Origin of the sequence: Allobrachymonas chironomi DSM 19884 (assembly GCF_000374625.1) — a bacterium.
GTDB classification, from domain to species: Bacteria; Pseudomonadota; Gammaproteobacteria; order Burkholderiales; family Burkholderiaceae_C; genus Brachymonas; species Brachymonas chironomi.
Genome location: NZ_KB894780.1, coordinates 1 through 25,036, shown reverse-complemented (window position 1 = coordinate 25,036; position 25,036 = coordinate 1). Strand labels below are relative to the sequence as shown.

Genomic DNA, 25,036 nt, shown 5'->3' with positions numbered 1-25,036 from the left:
TCGAATTCCATCGGGGATACCGCCCCGCATGTATTGTGGCGTCGTTTGGGGTTGTAGAACATCTCGATGTAGTTGAAGACATCGGCCCGCGCATCCTGCCGGGTGGAATAGATCTGGCGACGAATCCGCTCGCGCTTGAGCAGTTGAAAGAAGCTCTCCGCCACCGCGTTATCGTGGCAGTTGCCGCGCCGACTCATGCTGCTGACCAGATTGTGCGCGCGCAGCAACTTCTGCCAATCCTGCCCCGTGAACTGACACCCCTGATCGGAATGCACCAGAACCGACTCCTTGGGCTGCCTGCGCCAGATGGCCATCAGCAGCGCGCTCAAAGCCAGATCGCTATCGATGCGACTGCCCATGGACCAGCCAATAACCTGCCTGGAGAATAGATCAAGTACGACAGCCAGGTACAGCCAGCCCTCGTGCGTGCGGATATAGGTGATGTCCGTCACCCATGCCTGATTGGGACCCATCGGCGTGAACTGCCGATTCAGATGATCGGGAGCCACCACGGCAGGCCTGCCGCCCCGGCTGCCATGGCGGCGCCGATAGCCCGTCTGTGAACGGATACCTGCTGCGCGCAGCAGACGTGCCACACGATGCTTGCCGCACGGCTCACCCAGATCGCGCATGTCCAGAGTCAGCTTGCGGTACCCATACACGCAGCCACTTTCCAGCCAAGCTTGCTTGAGCAGGCCCAGCAGACGCTGGTCATCGCGTTGCTTGTCGCTGTAGGGTTTGTGCTTCCAGGCGTAATAGCCGCTGGGATGGACCCTCAGCACCGAACATAGACGGCGTACCGCGTGTACACCCTCATGGCGCTGGATAAACGCGTACCTCACCCGGACTGCCTGGCAAAGTACGCGGCGGCTTTTTTTAGGATGTCGCGCTCCTCGGTAACACGCTTGAGTTCAGCCTTCAGGCGGCGCAGCTCCTCGGACTGGCTCAATTGCTCCTGGCGCTGGCCGGGGGACATCTGTCGCTGCTTGATCCACTTGTACAGGCTGTGTTGGCTGACGCCCAGGCGTTCCGATACTTCGGCCACCGCATGACCGCGCTCCACAATCTGTCTGACCGCTTCGATCTTGAATTCTTCCGGATATCTCTTCTGACTCATGGCACCTCCTATTAGACCTCAGTTATGAGACTCACAGGTGTCTACAGGATCCGGGTCGATTCAGAAGTGGGATAGCAATAGGCATAGGCCCACTCGCGCAGCAGCGTCTGGATGAAGCGCTCGGCCTTGCCATTGGTGCGGGGCGTATAGGGTTTGGTGCGAAGGTGCTTGATCTTCAGGCGGCGCAGCAGACGGGCAAAGCGCCGTGAGGTGTAAGCCGAGCCGTTGTCGGTCATCACTCGCTCGATCCTCACGCCCAAGCCGCGGTAGTAGCGCAGCGCCGCCAGCAGGTGCTGGCAGGCGCTCCTGGCCGTCTCATCGGGCAGCATCAGGCTGAAGCCCACGCGCGAGTGATCATCGATGGCCACGTGCAGCGCCTGCCAGCCGGCCTTGGCCGTGTAGCGCGTGCGATCGCCCGTGACGCGGTGACCAGGCTGCGCAAAGCACGCCAGCTTCTTGGTATCCAGGTGCAGCAACTCGCCGGCGGCCTTGCGCTCGTAGCGGCGCACAGGCACTGTGGCCTGCAAAGGCGGCAGGCGCGCCACCCCCGCGCTCTGACAGGCTCGGGCCACAGTGCTCCTGCTCAGGCCCACGCGCTCGGCGATCTGCGCGTAGGTCAGCCGCTGGTTGCGTCGTAGCGCCACGGCGCGCTCGATCTTGCTGGGATCACTGCGCTGGGGGCTACGCCTGGGTCTTGAGCTGCGATCGAGCAGGCCAGCTACGCCCTGTGCGGCAAAACGGCGCTGCCATTTGCGAGCCGTTCGCGCGCTGATGCCGGCAGCCTCGGCTGCCGGCATCAGGCCTATGCGAACAATTTCCTTGACCAAATGGGCTCGCCCTTTTGGAGTCAATGAGGCATTCTTATGGGTGTTCATCCGGGGATTGCTGAAGTTGATGTGGCTAGAGAACCTCCATCTTGCTTCACCTCGGGTGAACAACCTATTGGGAAACGACAGCTAGACACTGTCTGGCGAATTGGCCAGGTCAGGAAGAACGACCGCATCTGCTGCAAGTTCGGGCGGCTGAACCCGCGCCCGAACTGCGCGGTCAGGTCGGCAGACAGCCGCTCGATCAACTGCTCGCCGTACCCCGCACGGCGCTTGCCCTGCTGCTCGGCCTCCACGATGCGACGGCCGATTTCCCAATAGCTGGCGGTCATCAGCGCATTGACGCTGCGCGCCGTCGCCCGGCGCGCGGCATCGAGCACTTCCACGATGCCGCCGTGGATGCCGGCGTAGCCGGCAGGCAGGGCGGCGGGTGCGGCTCCCGCCGCCGCAGGCGTCTTCTTGGTCACGCTGCCACCTCCGCGTGCCGCTGCGCCCCGGTGTTGGTCTTGCGCCGGCTGGCCACCAGCTCGGCCGCTTCGCGCACCGGCTTGTCCTCTGTGTGGACGTAGCGCATGAACATCGCCACGGTCTTGTGCGCCGTCAGCGCCATGCCGACCTTGACCGGGATGCCCGAGTTGGCGATGTCGGTCGCCGAGCGGTGCCGCACGCCGTGCGTGCCCACATGGGTCACGCCGGCGCGCTTGAGGATGCGCGTCCAGCCGCCGTAATACTCGCCCGTGGTCATGTGCTGCCCCGGATGGTTCGGGGACGGGAACACATGCGGGCAACCGTCCTCGCGCGGCGCGGTGGACAGCAGCCGGTAGGCTTCGTCGCTCAAGGGCTTGGACATGCCGCCGGTCTTGCTGTCGGGCCAGACCACGCGCCGGTTCTCCAGGTCCACCCAATCCCATTGCAGCGTGACGATTTCCGAGCGGCGGGCCGCGAACTCGAATTGCAGCCGGATCGCCAGCGGCAGGACCGCATGATCCAGGCCCAGCCCGTCGGTTTCCAGATAGTCGAGGTACCGGAACAGCTTGACCATTTCCTCGTCGCTGATGAGGTGGGTGGCTTCGCCATCCGGGTACACCGGGACGTGCCGGCACGGATTGGTGCCGTCGGGCCGGTAGCCCCACACCTCGGCCAAGTTGAACATCTTGCGCATCACGCTGAACGTGCGGTTCGCCTCGGCTGGCTTGTACGCCATCTTCTTCATCGCCCCGGCAATGTCCGGGCGCTTCACGTCCTGCACCTTCATGCGGCCCAGCATCGGGATGATGTTGCGGTCGATGACGCCCTGGTAGCCGTCCTGCGTGCTGGGCTTGTTGCGTACCTTGGAGTGATCCTCCATGAACTTCTCGCACAGCTCCTTGACCGTAGGCGCCTTGCGCGCCGCCGCCTTGTCGGCGGCCGGGTCGCCGCCCCGGCGCACCTGCGCCAGCCATTCCTGCGCCAGCGAACGGGCTTGCTCGACGGTCAGTTCCCCGAACAGGCCCAGGGCTGGCTTGCGTCGCTCGCCCGCGTTCGTGCGGTACTGGAGCATGAACACCTTGCGGCCCGCTGGTGTAATCTTGCACAGGAAGCCGGGCACCAGCGTGTCCCGGAGTTCGACGGCTTGCGCCTGGGGTTGCGCCGCCTCCACGGTGGTCTTGGTGAGTTTGATCTTTGCCATGATGACTCCTCGGAAAGACCCGATTCCCAGGAGCCTTGTAGGGGCCAGCAGAGGGGAAGCCGGGTCAGGTTTCGGAAAGCACCGGCATATGTTGAACTCGCCTAAGTTTTTGATAAACCTGCTGTATCGGGCTTCGGCGTAGTCCAGCGAAGTTCGGTGCGGGAGTCATGGTGAAATGAAAAAACCGGCCGGGCCACAAGGCCACAGCCGGTTCAGGATCAGGCGCCCAGGCGCGTGATCAGTACGTCAGGTTCAGCTGGAAGATCGCCGTGGTACCGCTCACCTCGTTGCCCACCATCAGCAGCGGCTTGCCATTGGGCGACTTGGCCGCCGGGATAAACGCCAGGCCTTCCGGACCCAGATCGCCGGACTTGACCGTAGACGGATCCTTGGTCGTCCAGTCCTCGCGCGTGTTGATGTAATCCACCTGCACCGGGGCCTGCGGCTGGCTCACGTCATACACCAGCACGCCACCCATGCGCTCCAGGCCGACAAAGGCAAAGGTCTTCTCGCCAATCCGGCCCACCGTCACGCCTTCGGGCTCCGGGCCCTTGTTGTCGCTGCGGTTGTCCATGGCGTCACCGGCTTCGTGGTTGGAGTTGAAATAGTCCTTGCACGGGATATTGCGGGCGGCACCCACCTTGCAGCTGTCGCTGGCCAGGAACTGCTCCATCGCATCACCCGAATCCCACACCTGCTGGCCTTTCTCGTCCCAGATCGAGATCGAGCGTGTACCGTAGGCATACAGCTTGTCGTACATCAGGCGGTCGCCGTTGACCGGGTCGGCCACGCCGGCGGCGGTGTACAGTTTGGGCGTGCCATCGGCGTTGGTTTGGTAACCCTGGGTCCAGCTGATGGTCAGGCGGCCCAGTGCATTGTCGTCTCGGCACTCGCCGGGCTTGCCGGCCTCGGCACCGCAGTAGCCAAACACGGCCGGGTTCAGCAGGCCGCCCTTGGCCAGCGCGTTCAGCTGCGGCGGCAGGTCGTCGCCGGCACGGCCGCTCCAGCCCTTGGCATTGATCAGGTGCTTGACGCGGAATTCCTCCACAAAGCCCTTGCTGGCATCGCCAGCCCAGTAGGCGGCGTTGTCCTCACCCCAGGCGCGGGCATCGCCCTCGTTGGCGGTAATCAGCCAGGTCTTGCCTTCGGCCTGGAAAGCCGCCATGGCATCCGGCAGGTACATGCCGAACACGCCCGGCCAGGTACGGATGTCCGCGGCCTTGTCGGTATCGCTGGCATCCAGGCCCTGGCCTTCCACGCCATGGTCCTTGTAGCCCAGCGGCACGATATCCGTCACCCTGGCATTCGCCACATCGATGATGGCAAAGGCATTGTTCTCCTGCAACGTGGCCCAGGCCGTCTTGCCATCGGCAGACACGGCGATGTATTCCGGCTCCAGATCCTGCGCCACGCTGGCGCGCGGGCCAAACAGGCGCACGCCCTTGGCCAGCAGGGCCGCACGCTGGTTGTTGAAGGCGCGGAAATCGGCCGTGCGCACCACCGGCTTGGCCGGCGTGCTCACATCCACCACGCTGATCGATCCTTCGGGGTCGGTCTGGTAGTCATCGCTGGGCTCGGCCTCGTTGGCCACCAGCACGGTCTTGCCATCGGGGGTAAAGGTCAGCATGTCGGGCAGGGCGCCCACCTGGGCCTGGCCGACCAGCTTCAGGTCGCTGGCCTGGTACAGCGCCAGCAGGCCGGGATCGGTCTTGTTGGCCGCCTGCACCGCCACGGCCACCAGGCCATCGTGCACCGCCACGCTGTTGATCGAGGCACCAGCCAGCAGCTGGGTGGCATCGATCATGCCGATGTGTGCCGGTTGCGCCGGGTCCGTCATGTCGATCACATCCACCGCACCCTTTTGTGCGTTGACGACAAAGCCGCGCTTGCTGGCAGCGTCAAAGGCCGGAATCTCGGCAGCACTCTCGAAATAGACACCGCTGGCGTATTCGCCCACTTTTTCCAGCTGCAGCGTTTTCGGCGTGGCTTCGGCCGGGGGCGTGGCCACAGGCGTGTTGTCATCGTCACCGCCACAGGCGGCCAGGGCAGCAGCAGCCAGCAGGGACAGCAGCAGGTGGCGGGGAAAGGAAGTCAGTCTGGACATGGCAGCTAGAAACAGGTTGCGGAGTTCCTGTTTGTAACTGCTGTTTGTTACATGTTCATGAACCGGCGGCGTCAGCCGGCTGCCTCGTCCGCGCCTTCCACCTCAGTCGGCACACGCGGTGCCAGCGCGCACATCAGCTCGTAGCCCAGCGTGCCGGCAGCCTGTGCCACCTCGTCAATCGGCAGCACGGCCCCGCCGCCGGAGCGGCCCCACAGGGTGACCTCCGTACCCACCCGTGGCGCAAAGTCGGCCGGAATCTGCGTAGTGGCGGGCGTCAGGTCCACCGCCAGCATGTCCATGCTCACGCGTCCCAGCGTGCGGCTGCGGTGGCCGGCCACCAGCACCGGCGTGCCCGTGGGAGCCACGCGCGGATAGCCGTCGGCATAGCCGCAGGCCACAATGCCCACCCGCAGCGGGCGTTCGGCCGTGAACGTCGCGCCATAGCCGATGGCATCGCCCGGCTGCAGCTCGCGCACGCTGATCAGCTGGCTGCGCAGGCTCATGGTGGGCTGCAGCCCCCAATGCGCGATGCCGTGCTCCGGAAAATCCGGGCTGCTGCCATACAGCGCAATGCCGGGGCGTACCCAGTCGGTCTGTTCGGCCAGCTGCGGCTGGCGTAGCAGGGCGGCGCTGTTGCACACGCTGCGCTCGCCCGGCAGCTCGGCCGTGGCGGCCTGAAAGCACGGCCAGGCCGCCGCCACGCCGGGCTCGGCCACATCGGCGGTGGCAAAGTGCGTCATCAGGCCGATATCCTCCACCTGCGGCAGGGCCTGCAGCCGCGCATAGGCGGCGCGGAAGCGTTCAGGGGCAAAGCCCAGCCGGTGCATGCCGCTGTCGAGCTTGAGAAACACCTTGTGCGGCTGCAGCGTCTTGTGGCCGGCCAGCATCTCCATCTGCGCATCGTCATGCACCGTGTGCCACAGGCCCAGGCGCGAGCACAGTTCCAGGTCACGCGGCTCGAACACGCCTTCCAGCAGCAGGATCGGGCCGCGCCAGCCGAGCTGGCGGATACGTTGCGCCTCGGCCAGATCCAGCAGCGCAAAGCCGTCGGCTCCGCGCAGGCCTTCGTACACGCGTTCGATACCGTGGCCGTAGGCATTGGCCTTGACCACCGCCCAGACGCGCGCCTCGCCGGCGGCCTGGCGGCAGCGCTGCAGGTTGTGGGCAAGGGCATCGGTATGGATCAGGGCGTGGATCGGGCGTGGCATGGCGGATTCGGGCAGAAGCTCCCGATTATGCGCCTGCCGGACGGATTGCGCGGGGAATTTGCCGTCCGTCATCAAACCGCCAGCCAATTGGCGCATACTACAAGCATTGCCTGCCGTTGTGACAGGCCCCCATTCTGTGCCCGGAACGTTTGCCGGGCTACATACAGCGTGTGCTGCAGCCCGTGGCCGGCATCGCTGTGACTGTGAAGGTTATTCGCTTGATTTTTGCCGATTTCTGCCTGCGCGCCGGAGCCACCGCCAAATGAAGCGCGGGTTCTACACCATCATGGCCGCGCAGTTCTTCAGCTCGCTGGCCGATAACGCCTTGTTCATCGCTGCTGTCGCGCTGATGCGTGCCAGCGGTTCGCCAGACTGGCAAATGGCGGCGCTGGTGCCCATGTTTGCGCTGTTCTACGTGATACTGGCGCCGTTCGTGGGGGCCTTTGCCGACTCGCAGCCCAAGGGCCGCGTCATGTTCTACAGCAATGCGATCAAGGTCGTGGGCTGTCTGATGATGCTGTTCGGTTCGCACCCGCTGCTGGCCTATGCGCTGGTCGGGCTTGGTGCCGCCGCCTATTCCCCGGCCAAGTACGGCATCCTGACCGAGTTGCTGCATCCTTCGCAGTTGGTGCGTGCCAATGGCTGGATCGAGGGCCTGACGATTGCCTCCATCATCCTGGGCGTGCTGCTGGGTGGTCAGCTGATCGGGCCGCACCTGGCACCGCTGCTGCTGTCGGTCAACCTGCCCTTCATCGATACCGGCATCATGACGCCGGAAAAGGCGGCCATCTGCGTCATCATGGTGATCTACGCGCTGGCTTCCATCATCAACACCTGGATTCCCGAAACCGGCGTCATCATGCGCCCGCTGCCGCGCAACCTGCTCACCCTGGTGCCGGATTTCCGCATCTGCAACCGGCGCCTGTGGGAAGACAAGCTGGGCCAGATTTCGCTGGCCACCACCACGCTGTTCTGGGGCGTCAGCGGCAACCTGCGCTACATCGTGCTGGCCTGGGCGGCGGCGGCGCTGGGCTACAGCGTTACCCAGGCCTCCAGCCTGGTCGGCGTGGTGGCGCTGGGCACGGCTGCCGGAGCCATCTGGGCCTCGATCCGGGTGCGTCTGGACCAGGCCCCGTCCGTGATGCCGCTCGGCATCGTGATGGGCCTGCTGGTGATCATGCTGATCTTCGTGCGCGATGTCTGGGTCGCCGCACCGTTCCTGATCGTGCTCGGGGCCATCGGCGGCTACATGGTGGTGCCGATGAACGCGCTGCTGCAGCACCGTGGCCACAACCTGATGGGCGCGGGCCGCTCGATTGCCGTGCAGAACTTCAATGAACAGGCCTGCATTCTGGGCATGGGCCTGTTCTACACCCTGTCCACCAAGTGGGGGCTGACGGCGTTTGGCGCCATCACCGGCTTCGGCCTGCTGGTTGCCTTCACCATGTGGCTGATCATGCGCTGGTACGCCCACAACCTGCGCCGCTACCCGCGCGAGGTCGAATCGCTGCTGGAATTGGCGCGCAGCGACAAGCTGCACTGAGGCCGATGCCGATGTCGCCACGCCTGTCCACAGGCCGGAGCTGCCATGCCGGCTGATGCCCGTACCCGCCTGCTGCCCGCCTGGGCCATCGCCTACAACGCGCTGGTCTGGGGCGTATCCTGGCTGCCGCTGCAGCACCTGCAGGGGCAGGGCCTGCATCCGCTGTGGTCGACCGCGCTGATGTACAGCCTGCCGGCGCTGACGCTGCTGCTGTGGCGGCCGCAGCTGCTGCGCGAGTTTGCCCGTCAGGGCGATCTCTGGTGGCTGCTGCTGGCTTCCGGGCTGACCAATGCCTGCTTCAACTGGGCCGTCGCCACCGGCGATGTGATCCGCGTCGTGCTGCTGTTCTACCTGATGCCGGTCTGGACCGTCTTTCTGGCCTGGTGGCTGCTGGACGAGCGCCCGACCCGCTCTGCCCTGTGGCGCGTGCTGCTGGCGCTGGCCGGCGTGGTGCTGGTGCTGCAGCCCGCGGACGGCCACTGGCAGCTGCCCCTGCCGCAGAACCAGGCCGACGTGCTGGCGCTGCTTGGCGGCTTTTTCTTCTCCTGTACCAATGTGCTGCTGAACCGCAGTAGCCGCCACAGCTCGCCGCAGGCGCGCGTGCTGGCCATGTTTGCCGGCGGGGTGCTGCTGGGCAGCCTGACCGCCTGGAGCATGCTGCAGCTGGGCCGCATGGGGGTCACGCCGCTGCCGGCGCTGGAATGGAGCTGGGTGTTGCAGGTGGTGCTGTTCAGCCTGCTGTTCATCTCGGGCAATGTGGCCTTGCAGTACGGATCGGCGCGCCTGTCCTCGCACACCATGTCGCTGATCATGCTGCTGGAAGTGATTTTTGCCAGCATCACCTCGGCCTGGCTGGGCTCGGCGCAACTGGGCCTGCAGGTGCTGGCGGGCGGCGTGCTGGTGATGGCGGCGGCCTTGCTGGCGATTCCGCGGCAGGCATCACGGACGCATTGAGGCTGGCGCTGCGGCTCAGAACTCCACGTCTGCCAATGCCAGGCTGACGGCCACGCTCGGGTAGGATCGCGCACCTTCAAAATCGATGGCGACCAACCCGGCATACAGCATGGCCGCTACGGCAGCCACGCCAAGATAGCGCAGATACGGATGACGGGTGTCGTGCTTGCGGGCGGGCATGGTGTTCTCCTGGCAGCGGGCGATGCCGCTCATCGCCCATGTGCCCATCTTCGGTGCGCAGCAGCGGTCTGTCTGTCAGAAAATGCCGCATCCTGCGGCACCCGCATTACTGCAGCAGCCGGAACACCAGCGGAATCAGGAACGATCCCAGAATCGCCTGCATGCCCAACGCCAGGCCGGCAAAGGCACCCGCTTCGGCATTCACCTGCAGCGCACGTGCCGTGCCAAAGCCGTGTGCCTGCGTGCCGAGCGCGAAACCGCGTACCGGCCAGGCATCGATGCGGCACCAGTCGAAGATGTACTTGGCGGTCATCGCACCGAACAGGCCGGTATACAGCACGAAAATGGCTGCCAGCGCCGGCAGGCCGTGGATCGCTTCGGCGACGCCCATGGCCACCGGGGCCGTCATCGCCTTGGGCGCCATGGACACGACCAGCTCCCTGGGCAGGCCGAAAGCCCAGCCCAGCAACACGGCGCTGACGGCACTGACGGCACCGCCCAGCAGCGCCGCTGTCAGCAGGGCGCGGAAGTACTGGCGCACCACCTGGCGTCGCTGCCACAGCGGCCAGGCCAGCGCCACCACCGCCGGGCCGAGCAGGAAGTGGATGAACTGCGCGCCGGAAAAATAGCTCGGGTAGGGCGTGCCGGTGAGCAGCAGCAGGGCGATCAGGATCGCCACCGAGGTCAGCACCGGGTTGGCCCAGGAGGCGTAGCCGGAGCGCGCGTACAGGAAGAAACCGAACAGGTAGGCGGCCAGCGTGGCCGTCAGCCCGAACAGCGGCATCTCGGACAGATAGATCCAGAGTTCGACCATGTCATTCACGGGCACGTTCTCCCTGATCGGCGGGTGTACCGCGCAGCAGGGCGCGCAGCACCAGCGCCGTGACCGCCAGACCCAGCAGGGTGGACAGCGACAGCACCAGCAGGACACGGCTGCCATACTGTTCCAGCAGCGGCAGCTGGGTGATCACGCCCACGCTGATCGGCACGAACAGCAGCGAAAAATGCGACAGCAGGAATTCGGCGCAGGCCTGCACCGGCTTGCGCAGCGGAGCCCAGAACAGGGTGGGCAGCAGCAGTACCATGCCGACCACCGGGGCAGGCAGCGGCAGGCCGAACAGGCGCACGATGCCTTCGCCAGCCACCTGGAACAGCAGCAGGATGGTGAAGCCCTTCAGACCGTCCATGGAGTGTCAGGACTTGTGGCGGTTCGGGCAGTCCGGCTTTCTGCAGTGGGCGTACAGGCTCAGTGCGTGATCGTGCAACTCGAAACCGTGGTCGCGCGCGATGTTGTGCTGGCGTTTTTCGATCTCGGGATCGAAGAACTCCTCGACATGGCCGCAATCCAGACAGACCAGATGGTCGTGGTGCTGGCCCAGATCCAGCTCGTAGACGGCCTTGCCGTTGTCGAAGCTGTTGCGGCTGAGCAGGCCGGCCTGCTCGAACTGGGTGAGCACGCGGTATACCGTTGCCAGACCGATGTCCGAGCTTTCCTGCATCAGGATGCGGAACACGTCTTCCGCGCTCAGGTGGCGCTGCTCGGAGTTCTGGAAGATTTCCAGGATCTTGAGACGCGGGCCGGTGGCCTTGAGACCGGTACTCTTGATTTCCTCGATATTGCTCATGGTGCTGCCGCTACAATGTCCTTTCGACTGAATAGTGTTCACATCATATCTTCAGGAAGGCATCCCGATGCAGGATCATTCCCAAGCAAGCTCCCCGCGCCGAAGTCTGGCGCGCGCCATGGCCACCCTGACCGTGGCTGCCGCCCTGCTGGGCACTGGCTGTGCCATTTACAAGCCCGAGGTGGCGCAGGGCAATTTCGTCTCGCGCGAGCAGGCCGCACGCCTGGCTCCGGGCATGACGCGTGACCAGGTGCGCCAGGTACTGGGTACACCGCTGCTGCAGGACCTGTTCCGTGCCAGCCGCTGGGACTACGTGTTCACGCTCAAGGACCGCAAGGACGTGGATCGCCTCAACTACCGCCTGAGCGTCTTCTTCGAGAATGACGTGCTGGCGGCGGTAGAGGGTGCGGAGACGCTGCCCACCGAGACCGAATTCGTGCGCGTACTGGGCGACCAGAAGGACTACAAGCCACGCAACCTGCAGGCCGATCCCGACAAGCTGCAGGGCTTTGCCGAGAAGAACCGTCCGCCCGAAAGCAAGCTCCCCGAGCAGCCCACGACACCCGGTTCCACCAGCTTCCCGCCGCTGCCGCAGTAAGTCCCATCCCTGTTTTCCCGTTTTTTCATGCAACACCATATTGCCATTGCCGGCGCCAGCGGGCGCATGGGCCACATGCTGATCGAGGCCATCCAGGCCGCTGACGACTGCACTCTGAGCGGTGCGCTGGATATCCCGGCGGCCCCGGCGCTCGGCAGCGATGCCGCCGCCTTCACCGGCCAGCCGGCCGGTGTGGCCATCACCGCCGATCTGGCGCAAGGCCTGCAGGGCGCACACACCCTGATCGATTTCACCCGTCCCGAAGGCACCATGGCCTACCTGGCCGCCTGCCGTGCTGCCGGCGTCAACCTGGTGATCGGCACCACCGGCTTCAGCGAAGAGCAGAAGGCGCAGATCGCCGAGGCCGCGCAAGACATGGCCATTGTCATGGCACCCAACATGAGCGTGGGCGTCAACGTCACGCTCAAGCTGCTGCAGATGGCGGCACGCGCCCTGTCCACCGGCTACGACATCGAGATCATCGAGGCGCACCATCGCCATAAAGTCGATGCCCCCAGCGGCACCGCACTGCGCATGGGCGAGGTCATCGCCGATGCCATCGGCCGCGACCTGAAGGAATGCGCCGTCTACGAACGCTACGGCCACACCGGCGAGCGCGATCCGTCCACCATCGGCTTCTCCACCATCCGTGGCGGCGACATCGTGGGCGACCATACCGTGCTGTTTGCCGGCATCGGCGAGCGCATCGAGATCACGCACAAGTCCTCCAGCCGTGCCACCTACGCCCAGGGCAGCCTGCGCGCCGTGCGCTTCCTGGCCGGCAAGCGCAGCGGCCTGTACGACATGTTCGACGTGCTCGGCCTGCCCAGGGACTGATGCCTGTGGCGTGATCCCTGGCGGGCGGTTTTCGTGCCTTTTGCGGTGTCTTGCATGAAGGAACCGCCCAAGCGCGATACCCTCCGGGCCGGCCTGTGCCTGGTGGGTGCGGTATATTTCATGTTTCGCAGCAACTGAGTCTGTCAGGCTGCTGTTTTCCGAATTTTTCGCCTGCCAAGCGCCAGTCGGCGAGGCCAAGCCATGCAAGAAACCTACCAGCACCAAGCGATCGAGGCCGCCATCCAGCAGGCCTGGGGTCGGGATGACGTCTACCGCGTCGAAGAGACCTCCGACAAGCCGCATTACTATGCCTGCTCCATGCTGCCCTACCCGAGCGGCAAGCTGCACATGGGCCACGTGCGCAACTACACCATCAACGATATGCTCACGCGCCACCTGCGCATGAAGGGCCACAGCGTGCTGATGCCGATGGGCTGGGACGCCTTCGGCCTGCCGGCCGAGAACGCGGCGCTCAAGAATGGCGTGCCGCCGGCCAAGTGGACCTACGACAACATCGCCTACATGAAGAAGCAGATGCAGGCGATGGGTCTGGCGATCGACTGGAGCCGCGAAGTGGCGACCTGCGATCCCGAGTACTACCGCTGGAACCAGTGGCTGTTCCTGAAGATGCTGGAAAAAGGCATCGCCTACCGCAAGACCCAGGTTGTCAACTGGGACCCGGTGGACATGACGGTGCTGGCCAATGAGCAGGTGATCGACGGCCGCGGCTGGCGTACCGGCGCGCTGGTCGAGAAGAAGGAAATCCCCGGCTACTACCTGAAGATCACCGATTACGCGCAGGAGCTGCTGGACCATGTGCAGGTCGGCAACCCCAAGGCCACACTGGACGGCTGGCCCGAGCGTGTGCGCCTGATGCAGGAAAACTGGATCGGCAAGAGCGCCGGCGTGCGCTTTGCCTTCACCCACGATGTCGCCGGTGCCGATGGCAAGCTGATCGGTGATGGCCGCATGTACGTGTTCACCACGCGTGCCGACACCATCATGGGCGTCACCTTCTGCGCCGTGGCGGCCGAGCACCCGCTGGCGCTGCACGCGGCTGCCGGCAACCCGGAGCTGGCCGCCTTCATCGAGAAGTGCAAGCAGGGCGGCACCACCGAAGCCGAGCTGGCGCTCAAGGAAAAAGAGGGCATGCCGACCGGCCTGCACGTGGTGCACCCGATCAGCGGGGAGTCAGTGCCGCTGTGGGTCGGCAACTACGTGCTGATGGGTTATGGCGATGGCGCCGTGATGGGCGTGCCCGGCCATGACGAGCGCGATTTCGCCTTTGCCCTCAAGTACGGCATTCCGATCAAGCAGGTGGTGGATGTGCTCGGTGCCGAGCACTACGATTTCACGCGCTGGCAGGAGTGGTACGCCGACAAGACCAAGGGCATCACCATCAACTCCGACAAGTTCAGCGGCCTGTCCTGCGCCGATGCGGTAGACAAGGTGGCGGCCGAGCTGTCGGCACTGGGCCTGGGCGAGAAAAAGACCACCTGGCGCCTGCGCGACTGGGGCATCAGCCGCCAGCGCTACTGGGGCACGCCGATCCCGATCATCCACTGCGTCAGCTGCGGCCCGGTGCCGGTGCCCGAGAAGGACCTGCCGGTGGTGCTGCCTGATGACTGCATCCCGGACGGTTCCGGCAACCCGCTGCACAAGCACGAAGGCTTCCACGCCGGCGTCACCTGCCCGCAGTGCGGCAAGCCGGCGCGCCGCGAGACCGACACCATGGACACCTTCGTGGACAGTTCCTGGTACTTCATGCGCTACACCTGTGCGCAGAACAACACCGCCATGGTCGATTCGCGCACCAACTACTGGATGCCGATGGACCAGTACATCGGCGGTATCGAACACGCCATCCTGCACCTGCTGTATGCGCGCTTCTGGACCAAGGTGATGCGCGACATGGGCCTGGTGGACTGCGACGAGCCGTTCAAGCGCCTGCTGACGCAGGGCATGGTGCTCAACCACATCTACAGCCGCCGCACCGCCAAGGGCGCCAAGGAATACTTCTGGCCGAGCGATGTCGACCATGTGCTGGATGAGGAAGGCAAGGTCATCGGCGCGAAGCTGAACAAGGCAGTGCCTAGCGCTGACGGCGAGCTGCCGGCGGGCACCGCGATTGACTACGAGGGCGTGGGCACCATGTCCAAGTCCAAGAACAACGGCGTGGATCCGCAGGCGCTGATCGACAAGTACGGTGCCGACACCGCGCGCCTGTACACCATGTTCACCGCACCGCCCGAGCTGACGCTGGAGTGGAACGATGCCGCGGTCGAAGGCAGCTACCGCTTCCTGCGCCGCGTCTGGAACTTTGCCGTCAAGCACCAGGCCGCCCTGCGCGCCGGCATTGCGGCACCGGAACTGGCCGCCATCAGCGCGGCCGGCAAGCAGCTGCGCTTCGAGATCCACACCACGCTGGGCCAGGCCAACTACGACTACGAGCGCATGCAGTACAACACGGTGGTGTCTGCCGTGATGAAGATGCTGAATACGCTGGAAGCCGCCAAGCTGACGGATAGCGCCGACGACCAGGCTGCGCTGGCCGAGAGCTTCTCGATCCTGCTGCGCGTGCTCTACCCGGTGTGTCCGCACGCCACCTGCCACCTGTGGAACGAACTGGGCTACGCGGCTGTCAGCGGTCCGCTGCTGGACGCGCCCTGGCCGGCAGTCGACCCGGCAGCGCTGGTGCAGGACGAGATCGAGCTGATGCTGCAGATCAACGGCAAGCTGCGCGGCAGCATCCGTGTGCCGGCCGATGCCGACAAGGACGCGATCGAGGCGGTTGCGCTGGCGACCGAGGCCTTTGCCAAGTTTGCCGAGGGTGCCAAGCCGAAGAAGGTGGTAGTGGTGCCCAAGCGCCTGGTCAACATCGTGGTCTGAGGAGAACGGCATGCAGCGCAGACAGATTCTGGCCATCACGGCACTGGGCGCCAGCAGCCTGCTGGGCGCCTGCGGCTTCCGTCTGCGCGGCAAGGCCGATTACGCTTTTGGTGCCATCTACGTGGCACCGGCCGAGCGCGATACGGTCAACCACTTCGTGCGGCGCATGCTGGGCCACCAGCAGGCGCAACTGGCCAGCAGTGCCGAGAGCGCCGATGTGGTGCTGCGCATCCTGCAGGACCAGCCGAGCCAGAGCACCGAAGTGATTACCTCCAGCGGTCTGGCGCAGGAAGTGACGCTGGGGCTGGCCGTCACCTTTGATGCCGTGGATCGCCAGGGCCGCACGCTGATGGCACCGGCCACCATCCGCCTGGTACGTGATATCAACTACAGCGAAACCTACCAGCTGTCCAAGGTCGCCGAGATCCAGGGCCTGTACCGAGACATGCGTATCGACGCCGCGCGCCAGATCCTGCGCCGCCTCGACGCCGTACAAGAACCCCGCTGATTGCTGCATGCAGATTTACGCTGACCATCTGGCCGCCCACCTGAAACAGGGCTTGCGTTCGCTTTACACCGTGCACGGCAATGAGCCCTTGCTGGTGCAGGAGGCGGTCGATGCCATCCGCGCCACGGCGCGCCAGTCCGGTTACACCGAGCGCACCTCGCACACGGTGCAGGGCGCGAACTACGACTGGGGCGAAGTGGTGGCGGCGACGCAATCGCTGTCGCTGTTTGCCGATCGCCAGATCGTCGAGATCCATGTGCCTGGCGGCAAGCCCGGCAAGGAGGGCTCGCAGGCGCTGCAGCAGGTCGCCGAATCGGCGCAGGGCAATGACGGCACGTTGGTGATCGTGACGCTGCCGCGGCTGGACAAGCAGACGAAGGCATCGGCCTGGTTTGTCGCGCTGGAAAACCAGGGCGTCACCGTGCCGGTGGAAAGCGTGGAGCGCAATGCGCTGCCGCAATGGATTGCCCAGCGCCTGCGCCTGCAAGGCCAGCATGTGGCGGCCGGCGCCGAGGGCGAGCATGCGCTGCGCTTCTTTGCCGACCGCGTCGAGGGCAACCTGCTGGCGGCGCACCAGGAGGTGCAGAAACTCGGCTTGCTCTATCCGCATGGCGAGCTCAGCGCGCAGCAGATCGAGGCGGCCGTGCTCAACGTGGCGCGTTACGACGTGTTCAAGCTGAGCGAGGCAGTGCTGGCTGGCCAGTTCGAGCGCGTGCAGCGCATGATGGACGGGCTGCAGGCCGAAGGTGAAAGCGAGGTGCTGGTGCACTACGCGCTGGCCGAGGACATCCGCGCGCTCAAGCGTGTGCGCGAGGCGCTGGACCAGGGCAAGCCGCTGCCGATGGCGCTGCGCGAACAGCGCATCTGGGGCATGCGCGAGCGCCTGTTCGAGCGCGTGGCGCCGCGCATGACGGCGACTTCGTTGGCCGGCCTGCTGCATGCCGCCCACGTGGTGGACGGCATCGTGAAAGGGATCAAGAGCCCGGATTGGCCGGTGGATAGCTGGCAGGCGCTGCAGCGCCTGGCCTTGCAGCTGTGCCGTCAGGCGGCCGAGGCGCGTCCGCGCTGAACATCCAGGCCTCGGGCCGCAGCTGGCGCATGTCGAAGCCGGTCGGCTGCTGGTACAGGCGCAGGCCGAACTCCGGCAGCTGTGCCAGTACATGGTCGAACAGGTCGCCCTGAATGCGCTCGTACTCGGTCCAGACAATGGTGTTGGTAAAGCAGTAGATCTCCACCGGAATGCCATGCGGTGACGGGTCCATGATGCGCACCATGCGCAGCATGTCCTGGCGGATTTCCGGGTGGTTTTCCAGATAGCTCAGCACATAGGCGCGGAAGGTACCGAGGTTGGTCAGCCGGCGCAGGTTGGCCGGGTCGCCTGCGGCCTCCTTGGGCAGCTGCTCCAGCCGGCGCTGGTTCTCGTCGGCAATCGCCACTTCCTTTTCGTGCAGGTAGCCGCGTAGCAGGTGCAAGCGGTGCAGCCGGGTGCGCTGCTCGTCGTTCAGGAACTGCACCGAGGTGGCATCGACCGGAATCGTGCGCTTGATGCGGCGGCCGCCGGAATCGCGCATGCCACGCCAGTTGCGGTAGCTTTCCGACATCAGGCGCCAGGTCGGGATCGTGATGATGGTCTTGTCCCAGTTCTGCACCTTGACCGTGTGCAGCATCATGTCCACCACCTCGCCATCGGCACCAGCCTGCGGCATGTCGATCCAGTCACCCACGCGCAGCAGGTCGTTGTTGGCCAGCTGCATGCCGGCGATGAAGGACAGGATGGTGTCCTTGAACACCAGCATCAGCACTGCGGACAAGGCACCCAGACCGGAGAGCAGCAGCAGCGGCGAGCGGTCGATCAGCACCGCCACCACCACGATCAGGCCGCCCATGGTCAGCAGCAGCTTGGCCAGCTGTACATAACTCTTGAGCGACAGCTGCTGGCGCGGCGAGGTCATGGTGTGCAGCGACTGGTAGGCCAGCAGCGCATCCAGCAGGGCGAGTAGCACGCGCACCACGTACCAGACCGCCAGCGCGGACAGCACGCTGGACATCAGCGTGAATACGGTGCCACTGGAAAACGGCGACAGCTGCATGCCGATCTGCACCAGCAGCGGCCCTGGCACACGGGCGGCGCGGCGCAGCACGCGCTCGTCCAGCACCACATGCACGCCGGCGGACAGGTTCTGCAGCCGGCCCATGACCTGGCGGCGCAAGGTCAGCAGAGCGAACTCCAGCAACAGGCGCAGCCCGATGGCCAGCGTCATCAGGCCGGCAAACAGCGTGAACATGCGCAGGCCGGGTGGCCAGGAGGCCGGCAGGGCCAGGGTGAGCTGTTGCAGCAGGACCTGCAGGCTGTCCTGCAGGTTGAGGTCGATGCGTTCAGGCATGGGCAAACAGGTGCGACAGCCGGGGCTGCCGGCCGGGATCGTTAACGGAAATGCGTCATGCAGCTTATCATGGAGGGATGGGCCCCTGTGGCCAGGTTGCCGGATGGGCTGGCAGCCTCCCTGTTATTCCGGATTCCAAGCGTCATGAGTACCGATGTGCATGTCCTGATGCAGCAGATGGGCGAACGCGCCCGCGCTGCCTCCACCCTGATGGCGCGCGCCAGCGCCGCCCACAAGAACACCGCCTTGCGCGAACTGGCACGCCTGCTGGGCGAGGCCGGCGCGCAACTGGCCTATGCGAATGCAAAAGACATCGCGCGCGCCGAGCAGAACGGCCTGAGCGCGCCGATGGTGGACCGCCTGCGCCTGACGCCGAAAGTGATCGAGACCCTGCAGGAAGGCTGCCTGCAGCTGGCCGCCATGCCGGACGCGATTGGCACCATCAGCGGCATGCAGGAGCAGCCCAGCGGCATCCGCGTTGGCCAGATGCGCGTGCCGATTGGCGTGTTCGGAATGATTTTCGAGAGCCGTCCCAACGTCACCATCGAGGCTGCCAGCCTGAGCATCAAGAGCGGCAACGCCTGCATCCTGCGCGGCGGCAGCGAGGCGATCGATTCCAACCTGGCACTGGCGGCGCTGGTGGCACAGGCGCTGCAGGCGGCTGGCCTGCCGGCTGATGCGGTGCAGATGGTGCCGACTACCGATCGAGTCGCGGTGGGCCGCCTGATCGCCATGCCCGAGTACGTGGACGTGATCATCCCGCGTGGCGGCAAGAGCCTGATCGAACGCATCAGCGCCGAGGCCAAGGTGCCAGTGATCAAGCACCTGGATGGCAACTGCCACACTTACGTGGATGATCCCTGCGATCTGGACATGGCGGTCAAGGTGGCCGATAACGCCAAGACGCAGAAATACAGCCCCTGCAACGCGACCGAAAGCCTGCTGGTGGCCGAGGCCGTGGCAGCTGATTTCCTCCCGCGCATTGGCCGCATCTATCAGGACAAGGGCGTGGAAATGCGCTGCGATGCCGCATCGCGCGCGATTCTGGCAGCCGCGCTGCCGCAGGCGCAACTGGTGGACGCCAGCGAAGAGGACTGGGGCACCGAGTATCTGGCAGCAGTGATCAGCATCAAGGTCGTGGGCGGGCTGGACGAGGCGATTGCGCATATCAACCGCTATTCCTCGCAGCACACCGAAGCGATCCTCACCACCGATCACATCCACGCCCAGCGCTTCCTGCGCGAGGTGGACTCCAGCAGCGTGATGGTCAACGCCAGTACGCGTTTTGCTGACGGCTTCGAATACGGTCTGGGTGCCGAAATCGGCATCAGCACCGACAAGTTCCACGCGCGTGGCCCGGTCGGCATCGAAGGCCTGACCTCGCTCAAGTACGTGGTGCTGGGGCAGGGCGAAGTGCGGAACTGAGTGCTGCCAGCGGCAGCCGGGGCCTAGTCCTCGCTGCCGCGCAGCACCTGCCGCACCACATCGCCGCCAAAGCCGCGGCTGGCGAGAAAGCGCATCTGCTTCGCACGTTCCTGCGGCGTGGCGGGCGGCTGGCTGAACTTGCGCTGCCAGACTTCGCGCGCACGTTCCAGTTCCGTGCCTTCGAGCGTGTCCAGCGCCTGTTCAATGGTGCTGTCGTCCAGGCCCTTGCGGCGCAGCTCCTGCGCGATGCGTGCCGTACCGAGCTTGCCGGCACGGCGATAGACCAGCGATTGCGCGGCGCGCTCGTCGGACTGGAACTGCTTGTGCTGCATCTCGTCCAGCACGGCGTGGATGGCGGCCAGACGCTCTGCCGGCTCCAGGCCGGCTTCCGGGGGCTGGAGTTCGGCTTCGGTCAACGCGTCGGCATGGGCGCGGGCGCGCAGTTCCAGCCAGTGCAGCAGCTTGCGCTCCATCTCGGCACGCGAATAATCGCGCGCTGCCAGCAGCGCCAGCGCCTTGCCCTTGAGCGAGAGGGTGACGGGGCGCATGTCAGCAGCGCTCCCGCCACGACTGGCTGCGATCAGGCCTCGACATCGTCGGTGATGTCGCCATCCACGGTGTCGCTGCTCGTAGCGACGGACGCCATGCCGCTGATGCCCAGGTGTTCGCGCACCTTGTTCTCGATCTCGCGTGCCAGCGCCGGGTTCTCGCGCAGGAACTCGCGCGTGTTGTCGCGGCCCTGGCCGATCTTCTCGTCGTTGTAGGAATACCAGGCACCGGCCTTGTTGACGATGCGTGCCTCGACCGCCATGTCGATGATCTCGCCTTCGCGGCTGATGCCGGTGCCGTACAGGATGTCGAAACGGGCTTCCTTGAATGGCGGCGCGACCTTGTTCTTGACCACCTTGACCTTGGTTTCGCTGCCGACGACTTCGTCCCCCTTCTTGATGGTGCCGACGCGGCGGATGTCCATGCGCACGCTGGAGTAGAACTTGAGCGCGTTGCCGCCGGTGGTGGTTTCCGGGCTGCCGAACATGACACCGATCTTCATGCGGATCTGGTTGATGAAGATCACCATGCAGTTGGTCTTCTTGATGGTGGCAGTGAGCTTGCGCAGCGCCTGACTCATCAGGCGTGCCTGCAGGCCGGGCAGCTGGTCGCCCATGTCGCCTTCAATTTCGGCCTTGGGCGTGAGGGCGGCGACCGAGTCGATCACGATCAGGTCCACCGCGCCGCTGCGCACCAGGCTGTCCACGATCTCGAGCGCCTGCTCGCCGGTATCGGGCTGGCTGATCAGCAGCTCATGCAGCTGCACGCCGAGCTTTTGCGCGTATTGCACGTCCAGCGCGTGTTCGGCATCGACGAAGGCGCAGGTGCCACCGACCTTCTGCATTTCGGCGATGACCTGCAGGGTGAGCGTGGTCTTGCCGGAAGATTCCGGGCCGTAGACCTCGATCACGCGGCCGCGCGGCAGGCCGCCGACACCCAGCGCCACGTCCAGGCCGAGCGAACCGGTGCTGACAGTCTGGATGTCCTGCACGGGCTCGCCTTCGCCCAGGCGCATGATGGTGCCCTTGCCGAACTGCTTTTCGATCTGCGCCAGTGCGGCTTGCAGTGCTTTTGCCTTTTCTGCCTGATCAATCGTGCTCATGGAATGCTCCTGGTTAAATGAGGTGAAAAGTATTATATGTCAAAACATACAGCATGTATGCATGAGCAGGAGTATAGGCGAGGGTAGAATCAAAAAATCATGATTAAAGGGCAGTTTGCATGACTAACTATCTGCAGGAACCACGCTATACCACGGGCGATTGGCGCGCCAGCCATCTGGGCCGCCTGCTCGGCGAAGCCTTGCGCCGCTTTGATGCACGCGTGCTGCAGCTGATGGCACACGATCCCGAAGTGCCGCTGGCGCTGTCCAACTTGGCAGCGCGGCAGCAGGTGAGTGCGGCACATGTGCACATCACGCGGCATTTGTCCTTGCAAGGCAACCGGCTGACCGAGCTGGCCGAGGCTGCCGGCATGCGCAAGCAGGCCATGGCGGCCCTGGTGGACCAGTGCGAGGCCTGGGGCATCGTGCAGCGCGGGCCCGATCCGCGCGATGCGCGTGCGCGCCTGATCGTGTTCACGCCGCAGGGTCTGGCCTGGTTGGGTGGTTTTGAGCGCGCCGTGGCGCAGGCAGAGCGTGAATTTCGTGAGGCGGTGGGGACGGAGGTGGCGACGGTGGTGGCGCTGGGGCTGGAGGTGTATATACAGTAACGATGCCCGCCCTCGGTCGTCGTCAATAAGTGGTTGCAGGGAATCGACCGCAGCGCGCTTAAGCCAGTTGTTCATATTTGTCCGCTGATGCAGCGAGCTTGCGGGCTGGGCGGGTTGGATGTGCTCGACATTATGGCGGCCAAGATTTGATGCTTGAATGCCACCACTGGCGGCGCTAGCAACTTTCGGTGTCGGACTCCCCTGTGATGATGAAGACTGGCCGCGATGCTGGATTGCACCAGTGCTGCTAACGCACGGTAGCCAGCATGCAAAGCAGTGCGAAAAAGAACTGGAAATGGTGACGGGTAACCATCTTTAAGGTAGATGGTTGAAATAGCGTGATTATGTGAAATAGTGCTCAGACCGTTGCATAACCCCCCCTCAGAACCCCACCTAGCTGTGTTCTAATATTTGTGTTGAATGATTCGTATGTGTTTGCTGTGAGTTTGCGCATAGGCGTTGGCAGGGTGTCAGATGCCTTTATTTTTCACACATTGGAGTAATCGCATGAACAAGACGTATAAGTCGGTCTGGAACGAGGCGCTGGGTGCCTGGGTGGCTGTGTCGGAGCTTGAGACCTCGCGTGGCAAGCGCAGCAAGCCAGGGGCGGGTGCAGGTGTTCACACGCTGGCGGCGAAAAAGACAGTGTCATCTCTGGCCGTCTGGAGCTTGTCGGCTGTCACATTGGCCATGTTTGGGATGTTGGGGCTCATGCCGACGGACGCTCTTGCACAAGCTGCCGGATCTGTGGTGCAGTGCAAGCTGGGTGATGGCAGCAACTCCTTGTATTGCGATCCGACTACTACTGCTTCCACTACTCAGGCGGCTGGTACAGAGTCAGTGGCCATTGGTGCCAGGGCGAGAGCGACTTACTATCGGGATGTGGCGCTAGGTGCTGATGCAAAAGCACAGAGTGCGGCTAGTCCAATCCAGAATCCGGCGGTGGCGGTAGGTGCTGGTGCCTCGGCAACTGGCAAGTACGCTACAGTAGTTGGAGCGCAGGCAACGGCGAATGGCAATGACTCCATTGCCATCGGAGGCCTGTCGAAAAGCCTGTATGGAAATGCAATTGCAGTAGGAACTAACGCCGAAACAAAAGGTAGTGACGCTGTTGCCGTGGGCTCTGCTGCATCTGCTGCAGCGCAATCTACAACGATCGGCTCCTATGCGACTGCAACCGGTAAGTATGCCAGTGCGGTAGGTCATTACGCCAAAGCATTGGGTAGCAATAGTGTGGCCATGGGACATCTCAGCGCTGCGACCGGAACCCGTTCCGTGGCCGTAGGTGCCACGAGTGCTGCCGGAGATTACGGCGTTTCTCTCGGCTACTTCGCCAACGGCAGGCCTGTAACGAAGGGGGCGTCGGCGATTGCTATTGGCAGGGATACGACGTCCAGTGGGAAGAGTGCGATTGCTATTGGTGGCAATACGGCGGACTCCCTGCCTGGGACTCGGGCCACCAATGAGGCAGCGATTGCGATTGGCGATCAATCCCTGTCCTCCGGATTTCGCAGTACGTCGATTGGCTATGAAGCCAATGCGTTAGCATCAAATGCTGTGGCGGTGGGTACAAGATCTCAAGCCAGTGGCGCTTCCGCTATTGCTCTGGGTCATGGTGCCCAGGCAACCGGCACCCAATCCATCAGCATTGGTACCGGCAACCAGGTCTCGGGTAACCATTCGGGTGCCCTTGGTGATCCGACGATCGTGACGGGCGACAACAGCTACAGCGTGGGTAACAACAATACGTTGAGCACAAAAAACACGTTTGCGCTGGGTAACGCTATCACCACTACCATCGGTAACGATGTGGTCCTGGGCACCGGTTCTGCCTCCTACGCTACAGGAACGGCTACCAAGGGTACTGCAGCCTACAGCAGCGAAACCATCGAAGGCATTACCTACAACTACGCAGGCAACACAGCGCCGGCCAATGTGATTTCTGTGGGTGCCACGGGTGCAGAAGGTCGCATTCAGAACGTGGCAGCCGGTCTGGTCAGCACGACCAGTACCGATGCCATCAATGGCAGCCAGCTGTATGACACCAACAAGGCTCTTGGTAATCTGGCCGGCAACACGGCTGCTGCACTGGGCGGTGGTACAACGCTCAATCCCGATGGCACGCTGGAAGCACCGAGCTACACCGTCACAACCAATCCTTCCACTGGCACCACGACCACGGTCAACAACGTGGGTGACGCACTGGCTGGTCTGGACCAGGCTGTCAATCAGCCGCTGACGTTTGTCGATGACGCCGGCGTCGCCGTTGTGCGTCCTCTGGGTAGCACGCTGAACGTGGTGGGTGGCGTGACCGATCCGGCCCTGCTGAGCGACGGCAACATTGGCGTGGTGGCTGATCCGGCGACGGGTTCGCTGAACGTGAAGCTGGCCCAGGACATCAACCTGACGCCGGATGGCAGCGTAACCGTGGGTGACACGGTGGTGGATACGACGGGCATCACGATTGCCGGCTCCCCGGCAGACCCGACGACGAACGTGAGCTTGACCCAGGACGGCCTGAACAACGGCGGCAACCAGATCGTGAACGTGGCCAGCGGTGTCACGGATGCGGCTGGCAACCCGGTGACGGATCTGGCAGATGCGGTGCAGACCAATGCGGTCAACGTGGGTGACCTGAAGAACGTGAACGATGGCCTGACTGCTGCAGGTCTGAACTTCACGGCCAACGATGCGACGGCAGGTGATGTCCATCGTGACCTGGGTCAGACGCTGGGTATCATGGGTGAGGCCACTACGGCAGGTACCTACAGCGGTGCCAACGTGAAGACGGTGACGGATCCGGCGACAGGCGCGATCAACGTGCAGATTGCTGATGCGCCGGTGTTCACGGGTACGGTGACATCCAATACCGGCTTTGTGGTGACCAATGGCCCGAGCATGACGACGAG

At 64.3% G+C, this 25,036-nt stretch carries 21 protein-coding genes and 3 pseudogenes; 11 read left to right on the top strand and 13 right to left on the bottom strand.

The genetic code is table 11. The features are described 5' to 3' along the window. The 6 genes and pseudogenes from C513_RS0111475 to alr form a co-directional block, all read right to left on the bottom strand. A protein-coding gene (locus C513_RS0111475; RefSeq protein WP_156816103.1) for an IS3 family transposase occupies positions 1 to 1,117 on the bottom strand; the annotation gives its coding sequence in 2 pieces (ribosomal slippage) (positions 1 to 880 and positions 880 to 1,117; 1,118 coding nt annotated over the 2 pieces). This gene is flagged as partial in the annotation. 56 nt (positions 1,118 to 1,173) lie between these two features. After that, positions 1,174 to 1,992 (bottom strand): annotated as a pseudogene (locus C513_RS13380) (IS481 family transposase); the annotation flags it as partial. An 83-nt stretch (positions 1,993 to 2,075) separates the two neighbouring features. Beyond that, positions 2,076 to 2,411, bottom strand: a pseudogene (locus tag C513_RS0111460) (DUF1016 N-terminal domain-containing protein); the annotation flags it as partial. Continuing rightward, entirely contained in the window at positions 2,408 to 3,613 is a 1,206-nt protein-coding gene (locus C513_RS0111455) for a tyrosine-type recombinase/integrase (RefSeq protein WP_018716154.1), read from the bottom strand. The gene C513_RS0111455 and the pseudogene C513_RS0111460, both read right to left, overlap by 4 nt. A 238-nt stretch (positions 3,614 to 3,851) precedes the next feature. Then, entirely contained in the window at positions 3,852 to 5,717 is a 1,866-nt protein-coding gene (locus C513_RS0111450) for a choice-of-anchor I family protein (protein ID WP_018716153.1), read from the bottom strand. A gap of 71 nt (positions 5,718 to 5,788) precedes the next feature. Beyond that, positions 5,789 to 6,925: an alanine racemase gene (gene alr / locus C513_RS0111445; RefSeq protein WP_018716152.1), complete on the bottom strand. Its 1,137-nt coding sequence runs from the start codon at positions 6,923 to 6,925 to the stop codon at positions 5,789 to 5,791. Between the two features lie 262 nt (positions 6,926 to 7,187). Between alr and lplT the strand changes: the two genes are divergently transcribed. Beyond that, entirely contained in the window at positions 7,188 to 8,468 is a 1,281-nt protein-coding gene (lplT, locus tag C513_RS0111435; protein WP_018716150.1) for a lysophospholipid transporter LplT, read from the top strand. 45 nt (positions 8,469 to 8,513) lie between these two features. Then, positions 8,514 to 9,422, top strand: coding sequence for a DMT family transporter (locus C513_RS0111430; protein WP_018716149.1), 909 nt, complete (start codon positions 8,514 to 8,516; stop codon positions 9,420 to 9,422). A gap of 15 nt (positions 9,423 to 9,437) precedes the next feature. Here the strand turns inward: C513_RS0111430 and C513_RS0111425 are convergent, their stop codons facing one another. From C513_RS0111425 to fur, 4 genes are all read right to left on the bottom strand, one after another. Then, positions 9,438 to 9,602: a hypothetical protein gene (locus tag C513_RS0111425; RefSeq protein ID WP_156816102.1), complete on the bottom strand. Its 165-nt coding sequence runs from the start codon at positions 9,600 to 9,602 to the stop codon at positions 9,438 to 9,440. 106 nt (positions 9,603 to 9,708) lie between these two features. Then, positions 9,709 to 10,425 (bottom strand): LrgB family protein, encoded by a 717-nt coding sequence (locus C513_RS0111420; protein WP_026320795.1) that lies wholly within the window; start codon positions 10,423 to 10,425, stop codon positions 9,709 to 9,711. Continuing rightward, on the bottom strand, positions 10,418 to 10,789 hold the full coding sequence (locus C513_RS0111415) for a CidA/LrgA family protein (protein ID WP_018716146.1): 372 nt from the start codon (positions 10,787 to 10,789) through the stop codon (positions 10,418 to 10,420). The genes C513_RS0111420 and C513_RS0111415 overlap by 8 nt, the downstream gene beginning before the upstream one ends. Before the next feature lie 6 nt (positions 10,790 to 10,795). Further along, the gene (fur, locus tag C513_RS0111410; RefSeq protein WP_018716145.1) at positions 10,796 to 11,227 is read right to left on the bottom strand and encodes a ferric iron uptake transcriptional regulator; all 432 of its coding nucleotides are present in this window, start codon (positions 11,225 to 11,227) and stop codon (positions 10,796 to 10,798) included. 118 nt (positions 11,228 to 11,345) lie between these two features. On the opposite strand from fur, the gene C513_RS13375 reads away from it, so the two are divergent. The 6 genes and pseudogenes from C513_RS13375 to holA all read left to right on the top strand — a co-directional run bounded on the left by C513_RS13375 (position 11,346) and on the right by holA (position 17,128). After that, positions 11,346 to 11,825 (top strand): outer membrane protein assembly factor BamE, encoded by a 480-nt coding sequence (locus C513_RS13375; RefSeq protein ID WP_018716144.1) that lies wholly within the window; start codon positions 11,346 to 11,348, stop codon positions 11,823 to 11,825. 27 nt (positions 11,826 to 11,852) lie between these two features. Beyond that, positions 11,853 to 12,662 (top strand): 4-hydroxy-tetrahydrodipicolinate reductase, encoded by an 810-nt coding sequence (dapB, locus tag C513_RS0111400; RefSeq protein ID WP_018716143.1) that lies wholly within the window; start codon positions 11,853 to 11,855, stop codon positions 12,660 to 12,662. A gap of 24 nt (positions 12,663 to 12,686) precedes the next feature. Next, positions 12,687 to 12,800 (top strand): annotated as a pseudogene (locus C513_RS14340) (DMT family protein); the annotation flags it as partial. A 63-nt stretch (positions 12,801 to 12,863) separates the two neighbouring features. Continuing rightward, on the top strand, positions 12,864 to 15,551 hold the full coding sequence (gene leuS, locus C513_RS0111390; RefSeq protein WP_018716142.1) for a leucine--tRNA ligase: 2,688 nt from the start codon (positions 12,864 to 12,866) through the stop codon (positions 15,549 to 15,551). A 10-nt stretch (positions 15,552 to 15,561) separates the two neighbouring features. Continuing rightward, positions 15,562 to 16,059 (top strand): LPS-assembly lipoprotein LptE, encoded by a 498-nt coding sequence (locus tag C513_RS0111385; protein ID WP_018716141.1) that lies wholly within the window; start codon positions 15,562 to 15,564, stop codon positions 16,057 to 16,059. A 7-nt stretch (positions 16,060 to 16,066) separates the two neighbouring features. Next, positions 16,067 to 17,128 carry a DNA polymerase III subunit delta gene (gene holA / locus C513_RS0111380; protein WP_018716140.1) on the top strand — a complete coding sequence of 354 codons (1,062 nt, stop codon included), beginning with the start codon at positions 16,067 to 16,069 and terminating at the stop codon, positions 17,126 to 17,128. Here the strand turns inward: holA and C513_RS0111375 are convergent. After that, the gene (locus tag C513_RS0111375; protein WP_018716139.1) at positions 17,034 to 18,443 is read right to left on the bottom strand and encodes a mechanosensitive ion channel family protein; all 1,410 of its coding nucleotides are present in this window, start codon (positions 18,441 to 18,443) and stop codon (positions 17,034 to 17,036) included. The genes holA and C513_RS0111375 overlap by 95 nt on opposite strands. A gap of 144 nt (positions 18,444 to 18,587) precedes the next feature. Here C513_RS0111375 and C513_RS0111370 point away from each other — a divergent pair, with 144 nt between their 5' ends. Then, positions 18,588 to 19,868 carry a glutamate-5-semialdehyde dehydrogenase gene (locus C513_RS0111370; protein ID WP_018716138.1) on the top strand — a complete coding sequence of 427 codons (1,281 nt, stop codon included), beginning with the start codon at positions 18,588 to 18,590 and terminating at the stop codon, positions 19,866 to 19,868. A gap of 23 nt (positions 19,869 to 19,891) precedes the next feature. Here the strand turns inward: C513_RS0111370 and recX are convergent, their stop codons facing one another. Further along, a complete protein-coding gene (gene recX, locus C513_RS0111365; protein ID WP_018716137.1) occupies positions 19,892 to 20,416 on the bottom strand; it encodes a recombination regulator RecX in 525 nt (174 codons plus the stop codon). Between the two features lie 32 nt (positions 20,417 to 20,448). Next, positions 20,449 to 21,519 (bottom strand): recombinase RecA, encoded by a 1,071-nt coding sequence (gene recA / locus C513_RS13365; protein WP_018716136.1) that lies wholly within the window; start codon positions 21,517 to 21,519, stop codon positions 20,449 to 20,451. A 119-nt stretch (positions 21,520 to 21,638) separates the two neighbouring features. On the opposite strand from recA, the gene C513_RS0111355 reads away from it, so the two are divergent. Further along, complete coding sequence (locus C513_RS0111355) at positions 21,639 to 22,127, top strand: MarR family winged helix-turn-helix transcriptional regulator (protein ID WP_018716135.1); 489 nt, start codon at positions 21,639 to 21,641, stop codon at positions 22,125 to 22,127. 507 nt (positions 22,128 to 22,634) lie between these two features. Further along, a partial coding sequence (locus tag C513_RS14335; RefSeq protein ID WP_281167669.1) for an ESPR-type extended signal peptide-containing protein occupies positions 22,635 to 25,036 on the top strand: 2,402 nt, incomplete at its 3' end.

Coding starts and splice junctions, on each gene's coding strand:
- C513_RS0111455 (WP_018716154.1), bottom strand. CDS start 3,613: ATGGCAAAGATCAAACTCACCAAGACCACCGTGGAGGCGGCGCAACCC.
- C513_RS0111450 (WP_018716153.1), bottom strand. CDS start 5,717: ATGTCCAGACTGACTTCCTTTCCCCGCCACCTGCTGCTGTCCCTGCTG.
- alr (WP_018716152.1), bottom strand. CDS start 6,925: ATGCCACGCCCGATCCACGCCCTGATCCATACCGATGCCCTTGCCCAC.
- lplT (WP_018716150.1), top strand. CDS start 7,188: ATGAAGCGCGGGTTCTACACCATCATGGCCGCGCAGTTCTTCAGCTCG.
- C513_RS0111430 (WP_018716149.1), top strand. CDS start 8,514: ATGCCGGCTGATGCCCGTACCCGCCTGCTGCCCGCCTGGGCCATCGCC.
- C513_RS0111425 (WP_156816102.1), bottom strand. CDS start 9,602: ATGCCCGCCCGCAAGCACGACACCCGTCATCCGTATCTGCGCTATCTT.
- C513_RS0111415 (WP_018716146.1), bottom strand. CDS start 10,789: ATGGACGGTCTGAAGGGCTTCACCATCCTGCTGCTGTTCCAGGTGGCT.
- fur (WP_018716145.1), bottom strand. CDS start 11,227: ATGAGCAATATCGAGGAAATCAAGAGTACCGGTCTCAAGGCCACCGGC.
- C513_RS13375 (WP_018716144.1), top strand. CDS start 11,346: ATGGCCACCCTGACCGTGGCTGCCGCCCTGCTGGGCACTGGCTGTGCC.
- dapB (WP_018716143.1), top strand. CDS start 11,853: ATGCAACACCATATTGCCATTGCCGGCGCCAGCGGGCGCATGGGCCAC.
- leuS (WP_018716142.1), top strand. CDS start 12,864: ATGCAAGAAACCTACCAGCACCAAGCGATCGAGGCCGCCATCCAGCAG.
- C513_RS0111385 (WP_018716141.1), top strand. CDS start 15,562: ATGCAGCGCAGACAGATTCTGGCCATCACGGCACTGGGCGCCAGCAGC.
- holA (WP_018716140.1), top strand. CDS start 16,067: ATGCAGATTTACGCTGACCATCTGGCCGCCCACCTGAAACAGGGCTTG.
- C513_RS0111375 (WP_018716139.1), bottom strand. CDS start 18,443: ATGCCTGAACGCATCGACCTCAACCTGCAGGACAGCCTGCAGGTCCTG.
- C513_RS0111370 (WP_018716138.1), top strand. CDS start 18,588: ATGAGTACCGATGTGCATGTCCTGATGCAGCAGATGGGCGAACGCGCC.
- recX (WP_018716137.1), bottom strand. CDS start 20,416: ATGCGCCCCGTCACCCTCTCGCTCAAGGGCAAGGCGCTGGCGCTGCTG.
- recA (WP_018716136.1), bottom strand. CDS start 21,519: ATGAGCACGATTGATCAGGCAGAAAAGGCAAAAGCACTGCAAGCCGCA.
- C513_RS0111355 (WP_018716135.1), top strand. CDS start 21,639: ATGACTAACTATCTGCAGGAACCACGCTATACCACGGGCGATTGGCGC.